At 72.4% G+C, this 13,251-nt stretch carries 10 protein-coding genes and 1 pseudogene; 1 reads left to right on the forward strand and 10 read right to left on the reverse strand.

What is annotated here, in order from left to right; all coding sequences use genetic code 11:
* A pseudogene (locus AB0927_RS24710) lies at positions 1 to 137 on the reverse strand (xylose isomerase); the annotation flags it as partial.
* A 281-nt stretch (positions 138 to 418) separates the two neighbouring features.
* Between AB0927_RS24710 and yicI the strand changes: the two are divergent.
* Entirely contained in the window at positions 419 to 2,689 is a 2,271-nt protein-coding gene (yicI, locus tag AB0927_RS24715; protein ID WP_366669889.1) for an alpha-xylosidase, read from the forward strand.
* A gap of 98 nt (positions 2,690 to 2,787) precedes the next feature.
* Here yicI and AB0927_RS24720 read toward each other — a convergent pair whose 3' ends face one another.
* From AB0927_RS24720 to kdpF, 9 genes are all read right to left on the reverse strand, one after another.
* Positions 2,788 to 3,801, reverse strand: coding sequence for a LacI family DNA-binding transcriptional regulator (locus tag AB0927_RS24720; RefSeq protein ID WP_366669890.1), 1,014 nt, complete (start codon positions 3,799 to 3,801; stop codon positions 2,788 to 2,790).
* A 110-nt stretch (positions 3,802 to 3,911) separates the two neighbouring features.
* On the reverse strand, positions 3,912 to 4,421 hold the full coding sequence (locus AB0927_RS24725) for an O-acetyl-ADP-ribose deacetylase (protein WP_366669891.1): 510 nt from the start codon (positions 4,419 to 4,421) through the stop codon (positions 3,912 to 3,914).
* Positions 4,418 to 5,827, reverse strand: a complete 1,410-nt coding sequence (locus tag AB0927_RS24730; protein WP_366669892.1) for an NAD(P)/FAD-dependent oxidoreductase — start codon at positions 5,825 to 5,827, stop codon at positions 4,418 to 4,420. The genes AB0927_RS24725 and AB0927_RS24730 overlap by 4 nt, the downstream gene beginning before the upstream one ends.
* A 182-nt stretch (positions 5,828 to 6,009) precedes the next feature.
* The gene (locus AB0927_RS24735) at positions 6,010 to 7,785 is read right to left on the reverse strand and encodes a gamma-glutamyltransferase (RefSeq protein ID WP_366669983.1); all 1,776 of its coding nucleotides are present in this window, start codon (positions 7,783 to 7,785) and stop codon (positions 6,010 to 6,012) included.
* Positions 7,786 to 7,835: 50 nt separating this feature from the next.
* Positions 7,836 to 8,360, reverse strand: a complete 525-nt coding sequence (locus tag AB0927_RS24740; protein ID WP_366669893.1) for an SAV_915 family protein — start codon at positions 8,358 to 8,360, stop codon at positions 7,836 to 7,838.
* Between the two features lie 172 nt (positions 8,361 to 8,532).
* A complete protein-coding gene (locus AB0927_RS24745) occupies positions 8,533 to 9,165 on the reverse strand; it encodes a potassium-transporting ATPase subunit C (protein WP_366669894.1) in 633 nt (210 codons plus the stop codon).
* Between the two features lie 5 nt (positions 9,166 to 9,170).
* Complete coding sequence (kdpB, locus tag AB0927_RS24750) at positions 9,171 to 11,273, reverse strand: potassium-transporting ATPase subunit KdpB (RefSeq protein ID WP_366669895.1); 2,103 nt, start codon at positions 11,271 to 11,273, stop codon at positions 9,171 to 9,173.
* A 32-nt stretch (positions 11,274 to 11,305) separates the two neighbouring features.
* Positions 11,306 to 12,967, reverse strand: a complete 1,662-nt coding sequence (kdpA, locus tag AB0927_RS24755) for a potassium-transporting ATPase subunit KdpA (protein WP_366669896.1) — start codon at positions 12,965 to 12,967, stop codon at positions 11,306 to 11,308.
* Positions 12,968 to 12,969: 2 nt separating this feature from the next.
* A complete protein-coding gene (gene kdpF, locus AB0927_RS24760; RefSeq protein WP_016434100.1) occupies positions 12,970 to 13,059 on the reverse strand; it encodes a K(+)-transporting ATPase subunit F in 90 nt (29 codons plus the stop codon).
* Positions 13,060 to 13,251: the final 192 nt, after the last annotated feature.

The raw sequence follows: 13,251 nt of genomic DNA on the forward strand, positions 1-13,251 counted from the left end.
GCCAGGCGCTGCACCGTCTCGACCGGGTCGAGCGCCGGGCGGGTGGCATCGCCGAACGGGTCCCTTCCCTGCCAGCCGACGGTCCACAGACCGAAGGTGAACCTGTCCTCAGGGGTGGCGTTGAAGCGCTTCGACATCTGCGGCCCTTGCTGTCACGCGGTCCGGCAACGCTGCCGGACGGTTTTGTTTGACCTGATGACTAATACGCCAAGAAGCTGTGCTCCCGCTAGCCTCCGGGGCGCATCCTCTTCACCACTCAGCGCGAGGCATGTTGCTCATTTCGTAGTCATACCTGGTCAGAGGCGCTCACACGCGAACCGGGACCGCCGGGCCGGAGATGCCATGTGTACGATCACGTTCGTCGTGACGCTGCCCGTGGCCCACCCGACAGCCGCTCCCGCTCCCCCTGAGGAAGATCATGAAGTTCACTGATGGCTTCTGGCTCATTCGCGATGGCATACAGATCGCCTACGCCACCGATGTGCGCGATGTCCGCCAGGAATCGAAGCGCTTCAACGCGTATGCCGCCGTGCGCCGGGTGACGGGGAGGGGCGACACGCTCAACGCGCCCCTCGTCTCCATCGAGTGCTTCTCCCCGGCCGAGGGGGTCATCGGCGTCCGCCTCACCCACCACGCGGGCAAGCGCCGAACCGGCCCCGAGTTCACCGTCGGCGGTGTGCAGGGCGGTGCCGGCGAGGTCCGCACCGCGGGCAGCGTCACCGAGCTGACCAGCGGCCCCCTCAGCGTGCGGCTGGACCGCTCCGCCCCCTTCACGCTGAGCTTCCGCGACGCCGACGGCCGCGAGCTGACCCAGGTGGGTACGAGGGGCGCCGCCTTCGCCACCACCGAAGAGGGCGAGCACCACATGGTGGGCAAGCTCGCGCTCGGCGTCGGCGAGCAGGTCTACGGCCTCGGCGAGCGCTTCACCCCGTTCGTCAAGAACGGCCAGGTGGTCGACATGTGGCAGGCCGACGGCGGCACCAGCAGCGAGCAGGCGTACAAGAACATCCCGTTCTACCTCTCCTCGCGCGGCTACGGCGTCTTCGTCAACCACCCCGGCAAGGTCTCCTTCGAGGTCGGCTCGGAGTCCGTCGGCCAGGTCCAGTTCAGCGTGGCGGACCAGACCCTGGAGTTCTACGTCGTCGCGGGTCCCGCCCCGAAGGACGTCCTCACCCGCTACACCGGCCTCACCGGGCGCCCGGCCCTGCCCCCCGCCTGGTCCTTCGGGCTGTGGCTGACCACCTCCTTCACCACCTCGTACGACGAGGAGACGGTGATGTCGTTCGTCGACGGCATGGCCGAGCGCGGCATCCCGCTGTCGGTGTTCCATTTCGACTGCTTCTGGATGCGCGAGTACCAGTGGTGCGACTTCCAGTGGGACCCGGACGTCTTCCCCGACCCCGAGGGCATGCTGGCCCGGCTGAAGACCAAGGGCCTGCGGATCAGCGTCTGGATCAACCCCTACATCGCGCAGAAGTCCCCGCTGTTCGAGGAGGCCGCCGCGCTTGGGCACCTGGTGCGCCGCGCCGACGGCGACGTGTGGCAGTGGGACCTGTGGCAGGCGGGCATGGCGCTGGTGGACTTCACCAGTCCCGCGGCCCGCGCCTGGTTCCAGTCGAAGCTCAAGCCGCTCCTCGACCAGGGCGTCGACTGCTTCAAGACCGACTTCGGCGAGCGCATCCCCACCGACGTCGTCTGGCACGACGGCTCGGACCCCGAGCGGATGCACAACTACTACACCGAGCTGTTCAACAGGACCGTCTTCGAGCTCCTGGAGAAGGAGCGCGGACAGGGCGAGGCCGTGCTGTTCGCCCGCTCCGCGACCGCGGGCGGCCAGCAGTACCCCGTGCACTGGGGCGGTGACTGCTGGTCCTCCTTCGAGGCCATGGCCGAGTCGCTGCGCGGCGGGCTGTCACTGTCGCTGAGCGGCTTCGGCTTCTGGAGCCACGACATCGGCGGCTTCGAGGGCACGCCGGACGCCTCGGTGTTCAAGCGCTGGCTGGCCTTCGGCCTGCTCTCCTCGCACAGCCGTCTGCACGGCTCCTCCTCCTACCGCGTGCCGTGGGCGTTCGGCGAGGAGGCCGTGGCCGTCGCCCGCCGTTTCACCCTGCTCAAGCACCGTCTGATGCCGTACCTGTACGGCGTCGGCGTCGAGGCCCACCGCACCGGCGTGCCCTCGATGCGCCCGATGCTGCTCGAATTCCCCGGCGACCCGGCCTGCCGCCCGCTGGACCGCCAGTACATGCTCGGCGCCGACCTGCTGGTCGCCCCGGTCTTCACCGAGGACGGCGAGGTCGAGGTCTATCTGCCCGAGGGCACCTGGACCCAGTTGCTCACCGGCGAGACGGTCACCGGACCGACCTGGCGCACCGAGCGCCACGGCTACGACAGCCTTCCGCTCTACGTCCGCGAGGGCGCCGCCCTGCCGCTGGCCGCCGACGGCCGACGCGCCGACGACGACTGGCTGGACGGCCTGACGCTGCTGGTCCACCCGACCGCCGAGGACGGCTACGAGCGCACCGTGACCGTCCCGGACCGGGCCGGCCGCACCGCGGCCACCTTCCGGGTCCGGCGGGAGGGCGACACGCTGCGCGTCACCGCGGCGGGCGGCGACGAACCGTTCACCGTGCGGGTCGCGGGCGGCGCGAGCGCCACCGGGAGCGGCGAGGTGACCGTGCCGCTGGCCTGAGCCGGCCCGGAGCACCCGGTCCGACCGGGGGTGGTGCGGGACGTGTGCGCACGTCCCGCCCCCACCCGTCCGCGAACGACGTGCGGTGGGCGGCGGCCTCAGGGGGTCGCGGGCGCCGGACCCGTGCTCGCGCGGACGGCCAGCTCCGGCGGGAGCAGCACGATGTCGTCGCCGCCGCGGCCCTCGATCTTGGCGAGCAGGCGCTCCACGGCACACCGGCCCATCTCGGACGCCGGGATGGCGACCGAGGTGAGCCGCACGGATGCCTGGGCGGCGACCTGGTCGGGACAGATCGCGACCACCGACACGTCCTCGGGCACGGCCCTGCCCTGCCGGCGCAGCAGGGCGAGCAGGGGCTCCACCGCCGACTCGTTCTGCACGACGAAGCCGGTGGTGCCGGGGCGTTCGTCGAAGACGCGGGCGAGGATCAGGGCCAGTGCGTCGTACCCGCCCTCGCAGGGGCGGTGCAGGACACGGACGCCCAGCTCCCGCGCCCGGGACCGGAGGCCGTCGAGGGTGCGCTCGGCGAAACCGGTGTGCCGCTCGTAGACGGCCGGTGCCTCACCGATGACGGCGATGTCGCGGTGCCCGAGCCGCGCCAGATGCTCCACGCACAGCGCCCCGGTCGCCGTGAAGTCGAGATCGACGCACGTCATCCCCGTCGTGTCGGCGGGCAGGCCGATGAGCACGGACGGCTGGTCGGTCTCGCGCAGCAACGGGAGCCGCTCGTCGTCGAGTTCGACATCCATGATGATCATGGCGTCGGCCAGCCCGCTGCCGGCCACCCGGCGCACCGCGTCGGGCCCCTCCTCGCCGGTGAGCAGCAGGATGTCGTACCCGTGCGTGCGGGCCGTGGTGGCCACCGCGATGGCGATCTCCATCATGACCGGCACGTACATGTCGGTGCGGAGCGGGATCATCAGCGCGATGATGTTGGACCTGCTGCTGGCCAGCGCGCGGGCGCCGGCGTTCGGGTGGTACCCGAGTTCGCGGATGCTCCGCTCGACACGCTGCCGGGTGGCGGCGGAGATGATCCGCTTGCCGCTGAGGACATAGCTCACCGTGCTGGCCGAGACTCCGGCGTGCCGAGCGACCTCGGCGAGAGTGACCATCCGGCTCTCCAAGACTTGCGAAGCGCTTCGCCAGCGCCTGGTGCCTAAACTAGCAAGTCAGGATACGTCGGCGGTGACCCGGTCACGTCCGGCGGCGCCCGCCGGTCCGCTCAGCCGACCCGCGCCGCGAACGCCTCGTAGGCCCGCTCGTCGAAGAGCACGAAGCGGACCTCCTCGACGGCCGTGTCCGCGGCCCGCACCGTCTCCACCGCGACCCGGGCGGCGTCGTCCAGGGGCCACCCGTAGGTGCCCGCGGAGACGGCCGGGAAGGCGACCGTCCTCGCGCCCAACTCGTCGGCCACGCGCAGCGATTCGCGGTAGCAGGAGGCGAGCAGCTCCGAGCGGTCCTCGCCGGTGCTGAAGACCGGTCCGACGGTATGGATCACCCACCGGGCGTCGAGCCGCCCGGCGGTGGTCGCCACGGCCCGTCCGACCGGCAGTCCCCGGCCGTATCGCGAGGCGCGCAGGGCGCGGCACTCGGCGAGGATCGCGGGGCCGCCGCGCCGGTGCACGGCGCCGTCGACCCCGCCGCCGCCGAGCAGCGAGGAGTTGGCCGCGTTGACGATCGCGTCGGCGCTCTGCCGGGTGATGTCGCCCTGGACGAGGAGGATCGCGGTCATGTCTGTCTCAGCCTCCGCCAGACCGCCTTGGCCGCGTTGTGCCCCGACATGCCGTGGACCCCGGGGCCCGGCGGGGTGGCCGAGGAGCAGATGAAGACGGCCGGGTGGGGGGTGTGGTACGGGAACAGGGTCGGTCTGGGCCGCAGCAGCAACTGGAGCCCGGAGGCGGCGCCGCAGGCGATGTCGCCGCCCACGTAGTTGGCGTTGCGGGCGGCCAGTTCGGCGGGCCCGGCGATGGCGCGGGCGAGGACGCGGTCGCGGAAGCCGGGGGCGAAGCGCTCCAGCTGGCGTTCTATGGCGTCGGTGAGATCGCCGGACCAGCCGCCCGGCACATGCCCGTACGCCCAGAAGACCTGCTTGCCCGCGGGGGCGCGGCCGGGGTCGGCCACGCTGGGCTGCACGGTGATCAGGAACGGCCTCTCGGGGGCGCGGCCCTCGCGGGAGGCGGCGCGCAGGGCGGTGCCGATCTCGGCCCGGCTCGCGCCGATCTGGACGGTGCCGGCGACGCGGGCCTCGGGGGCGGTCCAGGGCACCGGTCCGTCCAGCGCGTAGTCGATCTTGAAGGCGGCGGCGCCGTAGCGGTAGCGGTCGTAGTAGCCGCCGAAGCCGGCGATGCGGGCGAGGGCGGCGGGCGAGGTGTCGAAGACGTAGGCGCGGGCGGGCGGCAGGTCGTCCAGCCGCTTGACCTCGTAGTCGGTGTGCACCTGGCCGCCGTGGTCTGCGAGGCAGGCGGCGAGGGCGTCGGAGATGGCCTGGGAGCCGCCGCGGGCCACCGGCCAGCCGCGGGCGTGCGCGGCCAGCGCGAAGACGAGGCCGATGGCACCGGTGGCGAACCCGTCCAGCGGGGCCATCACATGGGCGACGAGCCCGGCGAACAGGGTCTTGACCCGCTCGTCCTTGAACCGGCGCATCAGCCAGGTGGACGGCGGCAGCCCGGCCAGCCCGAAGCGGGCCAGGGTGACGGGGTCGCGGGGCAGCGCGGTCAGCGGCAGGGACATGAAGTCCCGTACGAGCGTGTCCCAGTGGGCGAGCAGCGGCTCGACGAGTCTTCGGTACGCCCCCGCGTCGCGCGGCCCGAAGGAGGCGGCGGTCTCGGCGACGGAGCGGGAGAGCACGGCCGCGGTGCCGTCGGGGAAGGGGTGCGCCATGGGCAGCTCGGCGTGCAGCCACTCAAGGCCGTAGCGCTCCAGGGGCAGGGCGCGGAAGGCGGGCGAGTTGATCCCCAGGGGGTGGGCGGCCGAGCACGGGTCGTGCCGGAAGCCGGGCAGGGTCAGCTCCTCGGTGCGGGCGCCGCCGCCCACGGTGGAGCGCGCCTCGAACAGGGCCACGGAAAAGCCCCGGCGGGCCAGTTCCACGGCGGCGGTCAGTCCGTTCGGCCCCGCACCCACCACGACCGCATCGAGCATCGACGGCACCTTCGGACCCCTTCGTCAGCCGATGGCCACTCGGGTTCAGGATATGCCGGAGTACGGGCGACACGGCCCCCCGCGCGGCAAGCGGGCGCGGGGGCGTGCGGGCGGCGGCCGGCGGGGTCCGTGGGCGGCGGGGTGTGCGGGCGGCGGGCAAGAGCCCGGTGTGTCCCGGTCGTTCAGCGTCCCACCGCGTACCCCTGCATGCCGCGCGGGTTCGCCGCCGCCGACAGCACGCCGGTCTCCGGGTCGCGGGCGACCGCGCACAGCCGGCCCTCGGACCAGGCGGGGCCGACGGTGACGTCGTGGCCGCGGCGGCGCAGTCCGGCCACCACCGCCTCCGGCATCCGGGACTCCACGGTCACGGCACCGGGCTGGTGGCCACGGGGGTAGAAGGAGCTGGGGAAGGCGTCGTTGTGCCAGTTCGGGGCGTCGACGGCACCCTGGAGGTCGAGGCCGCCGCGGACGGGGGCGCGCAGGGCGACGGCGAGGAAGAAGTGCGGCTGCCACTGGTCCTGCTGGTCGCCGCCGGGCGTGCCGAACGCCATGACCGGCACGCCGTCGCGCAGCGCGAGGGACGGGGTGAGGGTGGTACGGGGGCGGCGGCCGGGGGTGAGGGTGTTCGGCAGGCCCTCCTCCAGCCAGGTCATCTGCAACCGGGTGCCGAGCGGGAAGCCCAGCTCGGGCACGACCGGGTTGGACTGGAGCCAGCCGCCGCTGGGCGTGGCCGCGATCATGTTGCCCCAGCGGTCGACCACGTCGAGGTGGCAGGTGTCGCCGCGGGTCCCGCCGTCGGCGGCCACCCGGGGCTCGCCGGACAGCCGCGCGACCGTCGGCTCCCCCACGCCCATCGGGTCGAACCCCTCGGCCACGCGCGGCACCGGCTCGCGGGCCCAGCCGGGCAGACGCGGGGTGCGGCCGCCGGGGGCGCCGGGGCGCAGTTCGTACGACGCCTCGCTCCCGATCAGCGTCCGCCGCCCGGCGTTGTACTCCGCGGACAGCAGCCGCGCGAGCGGCACCTCGGCGGCGTCGCCGTACCAGGCCTCCCGGTCGGCCATGGCCAGCTTGCAGCCCTCGACGAGGAGATGGACGTAGTCGGCGCTGCCGTACTCGGGGAGTTCCGGCGGGAGCAGGGCGAGTTGCTGGAGGAAGGCGGGGCCCTGGCTCCAGGGGCCCGCCTTGCACACGGTCCAGCCGTGCCAGTGGTAGGAGACCGGGTCCTCGTACGTCGCCGACCAGTCGGCGAGGTCGTCCGCGGTGAGCGTCCCGGTGTGCCGTTCGCCGCTGGTGTCCAGGGTGGGGCGGCGGGACTGCCGTACCAGGGCCTCGGCGATGAAGCCGGAGCGCCACACCTCGCGGGCGGCGTCGATGCGGGCCTCCCGGTTCCCGGCCCGCGCGGTCTCGGCGAGCAGCCGGCGCCAGGTGGCGGCGAGGGCGGGGTTGCGCAGCGGCGTGCCGGGGCGGGGCGCTCTGCCGCCCGGCAGGTACAGCTCCGCCGAGGAGGTCCACTCCGTCTCGAACAGCGCCCGTACGCTCTCCACGGTCGCGCCGATGTTCTCCACCGGCGGGTGGCCTTGCTCGGCGTAGCCGATGGCGTATTTCAGCACGTCCTCAAGGGACTTGGTGCCGTGGTCGCGCAGGAGCAGCAGCCAGGCGTCGAAGGCGCCGGGCACCGCGGCGGCGAGGGGGCCGGTGCCGGGGACCAGGTCCAGGCCGAGGTCCCGGTAGTGCGCGGCGCTCGCGCCCGCCGGGGCCACGCCCTGCCCGCACAGCACCCGTACCGCGCCGCCGGCCGGCGCGAGGAGGATCGGCACCTCCCCCGCCGGGCCGTTCAGGTGCGGTTCGACGACGTGCAGCACGAACGCGCCGGCCACGGCGGCGTCGAACGCGTTGCCGCCGTCCTCCAGGACCGCCATCGCCGACTGGGCGGCCAGCCAGTGGGTGGCGGAGGCCATGCCGAAGGTGCCCTGGAGGGTGGGCCGGGTGGTGAACTGCACGTCTCACCTCACGGGGAGTGTCGGCTGCTGCCTGCCGTCCGGTCGGTCGGCCGTCCGGTCAGCCGACAGGCTACCGATGGACCCGCTCCACGTCTGCGTCCCGCCGGACTCCGGGGTACCGGCGCGGGCGGGGGCGGGGCAGGCCCACGGCCCTCCGGCGGCCGGGGGTGGGTCGTGGTCATCCCGGTGTCGGTGTCCCCTTCCGGACGGTCCGTGCGGTCCGTGCGGTCCGTGGCGCGGGGGCGGGGGGCGGGGGCGGTGCACCGGGGGTCCACCGTGAGGACGGTGACGCCGAGCGGTGCGATCAGGGTGCGCAGCCCGGCCCCCGCGAGGCGGATGAAGGCCTGGCCGGAGCCGAGCGTGGCGGTGAGCCGGCGTACGGAGGTGAAGCCGACGGCGGTGCGCTCGCCGAGCGGGGTGCGGAAGAGCCGTACCGCGTATCCGGAGGGTCCCGGCCGGACCGGGACGTACAGCGGCCCGTCCGGTAAGGGTTCGGGGGGCGCGGGATCGTCGCCGCAGCGGAGTTCTGCCATGGGGTGCCTCCCGTAAGGCAGGGCGCGTGAAGTGTGGGAGACCCCGGACGCGGGGAGGCGGACCGGGGCTCGCTGTCGACAGTACGCCGGGACAACTCGGTTTGTATGTCCCGGCGTTGTCGTACCTACCGGTGGCCCGGATACGTCGAGCCGTGCGGGCCGGGCGAGGCCGTCACCGCCGGGCGGTGAGGTCCCGCAGCGCGATGTTGAGTTGCAGGACGTTGACCTGCGGCTCGCCCACGAAGCCGAGGGCGCGGCCCTGGGTGTGGTCCTTCACCAGTTGCTCGACCCGGGCCACCGGCAGGCCGTTCCGCGCGGCGACCCGGTGCACCTGGAGCTCGGCATACGCCGGGGAGATGGCAGGGTCGAGGCCGGAGCCGGAGGAGGTGACCGCGTCCGCGGGGACCTGGGAGGGCCGGACGGTGTAGCCGGGCACGGAGTTGTCCCTGACGACCTTCGCCCTGGCGTCCTCGACGGCCTTGACGAGCTTCGGGTTGTCGGCCGACAGGTTGGTCGCGCCGGAGACGAGCAGCTTGTACCGGGTGTTGAGGGAGTTGCCGGCGAGGCCGTCGGCGGGCCGGGGCTGGAAGTACCGCGAGCCGTAGCCCTGTTGGCCGATGAGCGAGGAGCCGACGACCTTGCCGTGCGACGTGATCTCGGAGCCGTTCGCCTTGTCGTGGAACAGCGCCTGGGCGACACCGGTGACGAGGAGCGGGTAGACGACGCCGGTCACCAGGGTCAGCACGAGCAGGGCCCGCAGGCCCGCCCAGAGCGGCCGGACGGTGTTCGTGACGGAGAGGTTCATGGCGATCAGCCGATTCCGGGGACGAGGGAGAGGAGCAGGTCGATGAGCTTGATCCCGACGAAGGGGGCGACCAGGCCGCCGAGGCCGTAGAGACCGAGGTTGCGGCGGAGCATCCGGTCCGCGCTCATCGGCCGGTACCGCACGCCCTTCAGGGACAGCGGCACCAGCGCGATGATGATCAGCGCGTTGAAGACGACGGCCGACAGGATCGCGGAGTCGGGCGAGGACAGCCGCATGACGTTCAGCTTGTCCAGGCCCGGGTAGACGGCCGCGAACAGCGCCGGGATGATCGCGAAGTACTTCGCGACGTCATTGGCGATGGAGAACGTCGTCAAAGCGCCACGGGTGATGAGGAGTTGCTTGCCGATCTCGACGATCTCGATCAGCTTGGTCGGGTCGGAGTCGAGGTCGACCATGTTGCCGGCCTCCTTGGCGGCCGACGTGCCGGTGTTCATCGCCACGCCGACGTCGGCCTGCGCGAGCGCGGGCGCGTCGTTGGTGCCGTCGCCGGTCATCGCGACCAGCTTGCCGCCGGCCTGCTCCCGCTTGATGAGGGCCATCTTGTCCTCGGGGGTGGCCTCGGCGAGGAAGTCGTCGACGCCCGCCTCCTCGGCGATCGCCTTCGCGGTCAGCGGGTTGTCGCCCGTGATCATGACCGTCCTGATGCCCATGCGGCGCAGTTCCCGGAACCGCTCGCGCATGCCCTCCTTGACGACGTCCTTGAGGTGGATGACGCCGAGGACGCGGGCGCCGCGCTCGTCGTGGACGGCGACCAGCAGCGGGGTGCCGCCGGCCCGCGCGATCCGGTCGGTCAGTTCCGGTGCGTCCGCGGCGACTTCGCCGCCCTGCTCCTCGACCCAGGCGGCGACGGAGGCCGTGGCGCCCTTGCGGATCATTCGGCCGTCGACGTCCACGCCGGACATCCGGCTCTGGGCGGTGAAGGCGATCCACTCGGCGTGCGCCGGCTCCTCCCGGTGGCGTTCGCGCAGCCCGTACCGCTCCTTGGCGAGGACGACGACCGAGCGGCCCTCGGGGGTCTCGTCGGCCAGCGACGACAGCTGGGCCGCGTCCGCGACCTCCGCCTCCGTCGTCCCGCGCACCGGCACGAACTCGGCGGCCCGGCGGTTGCCCAGGGTGATGGTGCCGGTCTTGTCCAGCAGCAGCGTGGAGACGTCACCCGCGGCCTCGACCGCGCGGCCCGACATGGCGAGCACGTTGCGCTGCACGAGGCGATCCATGCCGGCGATGCCGATCGCGGACAGCAGCGCGCCGATGGTGGTCGGGATCAGGCAGACCAGCAGGGCCACCAGCACCACCAGGGTCAGGTGGGTGCCCGCGTGGTCGGCGAACGGCGGCAGGGTGGCGCAGGCCAGCAGGAAGACCACGGTCAGCGAGGCCAGCAGGATGTTGAGCGCGATCTCGTTGGGGGTCTTCTGCCGGGCCGCACCCTCGACCAGGCCGATCATGCGGTCGATGAAGGTCTCGCCGGGCCTCGTGGTGATCTTGATGACGACGCGGTCGGACAGCACCTTCGTGCCGCCGGTGACGGCGCTGCGGTCGCCGCCGGACTCGCGGATGACCGGGGCGGACTCGCCGGTGATCGCGGACTCGTCCACGGAGGCGACGCCCTCGACGACATCGCCGTCCCCGGGGACGGTGTCGCCGGCCTCGCACACGACCAGGTCGCCGATGGTCAGCGCGGTGCCGGGGACCCGCTCCTCGGTGCCGTGCGCCAGCCGGCGGGCGACGGTGTCGGTCCTGGCCTTGCGCAGGGTGTCGGCCTGGGCCTTGCCGCGGCCCTCGGCGACCGCCTCCGCCAGGTTGGCGAAGACCACGGTCAGCCACAGCCAGGCGCTGATGGTCCAGCCGAACCAGTCGGTGGGGTCCGTCAAGGAGAAGACGGTGGTCAGGACCGAGCCGGTCCACACCACGAACATCACGGGCGACTTCACCATCACCCGCGGGTCCAGCTTGCGCACCGCCTCGGGCAGGGACTTCAGCAACTGCCCCGGGTCGAAGAGGCCCGCTCCGACGCGGCCGTCGTCGGCCTCGTGCCCGGCGGGCGCGTCCTGGTGGGGTGCGAGGGTGGGAGTGGAGGAAGTGGACATCGTGTCCTCGTGGGATTCCGTTCCGGTCGACATCACGCCAGCCCTTCGGCGAGCGGGCCCAGCGCGAGGGCCGGGAAGTACGTGAGACCGGTGATGATCAGGATCGCGCCGACCAGCAGGCCGGTGAACAGCGGCTTCTCGGTGCGCAGGGTGCCCGCGGTGACCGGCACCGGGCGCTGTCCGGCGAGCGAGCCGGCGAGCGCGAGGACGAACACCATCGGCAGGAAGCGGCCGAACAGCATCGCGAGCCCGGTCATGGTGTTGAACCAGTCCGTGTTCGCGTTCAGGCCGGCGAAGGCCGAGCCGTTGTTGTTCGCCGCGGAGGTGAAGGCGTACAGCACCTCGGAGAACCCGTGCGCGCCGGGGTTGAGCATCGAGTGCGGAGGGGTCGGCAGCGCCATCGAGGCCGCGGTGAGCACCAGCACCAGCGCCGGGGTGACGAGGATGTAGCAGGCGGCGAGCTTCATCTCGCGGCCGCCGATCTTCTTGCCCAGGTACTCGGGGGTGCGGCCGACCATGAGGCCCGCGAGGAACACCGCGATCACGGCCATGATCAGCATGCCGTACAGGCCGGAGCCGGTGCCGCCGGGGGCGATCTCGCCCAGCATCATGCCGAGCATGGTGAGGCCGCCGCCGAGGCCGGTGAAGGAGGAATGGAAGGAGTCCACCGCGCCGGTGGAGGTGAGCGTCGTCGCCACCGCGAAGACCGAGGAGCCGCCGACGCCGAAGCGGACCTCCTTGCCCTCCATCGCGCCGCCCGCCGCCTGGAGCGCCGGGCCGTGGTGGGAGAACTCGGTCCACATCATCAGCAGGGTGAAGCCCACCCAGATGGTGGCCATCGTGGCGAGGATCGCGTAGCCCTGCCTCGCCGAGCCGACCAGCACGCCGAAGGTGCGGGTCAGGCAGAACGGGATGACCAGGATCAGGAAGATCTCCAGCAGGTTGGTGAGGGCGCTGGGGTTCTCGAAGGGGTGCGCGGAGTTGGCGTTGAAGTAGCCGCCGCCGTTGGTGCCCAGCTCCTTGATGGCCTCCTGGGAGGCGACCGCGCCGCCGTTCCACTGCTGGGAGCCGCCCGTGAACTGGCCGACCTCGTGGATGCCGGAGAAGTTCTGGATCGCCCCGGCCGCCACCAGGAGTACGGCGGCCACGGCGGCCACCGGCAGCAGGATGCGCAGCGTGCCGCGCACCAAGTCCGCCCAGAAGTTGCCGAGTTCACCGGTGCGGGAGCGGGCGAAGCCGCGTACCAGGGCGATCGCCACCGCCATGCCGACCGCCGCGGAGACGAAGTTCTGCACGGCCAGACCGGCGGTCTGCACCACGTGCCCCATCGTCTGCTCGCCGGAGTACGACTGCCAGTTGGTGTTGGTCACGAACGACACCGCCGTGTTGAACGACTGCGCCGGACCGACCGAGGCGAAGCCCGGCGAGCCGGGCAGCACGCCCTGGAGCCGCTGGAGGAGGTAGAGGAACAGGACACTCACGGCCGAGAAGGCGAGGACCCCGCGCAGATAGGCGGGCCAGGTCATCTCGGTGTCCGGGTCGGCACCGATGCCCCGGTAGATCCACCTCTCGGCCCGCAGGTGCCGGGAGGAGGTGTAGACCCGGGCCATGTAGCCGCCGAAGGGGTGGTGGACGAGTGCCAGCACGCCTATGAGGGCGAGCAGTTGCAGGAGGCCTGCGAGTACGGGGCTCACCGTCAGAACCTCTCCGGGAAGATCAGGGCGAGGACGAGATAGCCCAGCAGGGCGACGGCCACGACCAGGCCGACGATGTTCTCGGCGGTCACAGCTTCGTCACCCCCCTGGCGATGAGGGCCACCAGCGCGAAGGCCGCGAGTGCGGTAACGACGAAGGCCAGATCGGCCATCGTGAACTCCTGGAATCAGGTGCGAGGGAAAGCGGACGGTAAGAGCAAAGCCCCTCCGTGGCCGGTTCCGACCGTCCGTTGACGGGCCTCTTACGGCCGCGCTTCCGCCTTT

Source organism: Streptomyces sp. NPDC048106, from assembly GCF_040706415.1.
Taxonomy (GTDB): Bacteria; Actinomycetota; Actinomycetes; order Streptomycetales; family Streptomycetaceae; genus Streptomyces.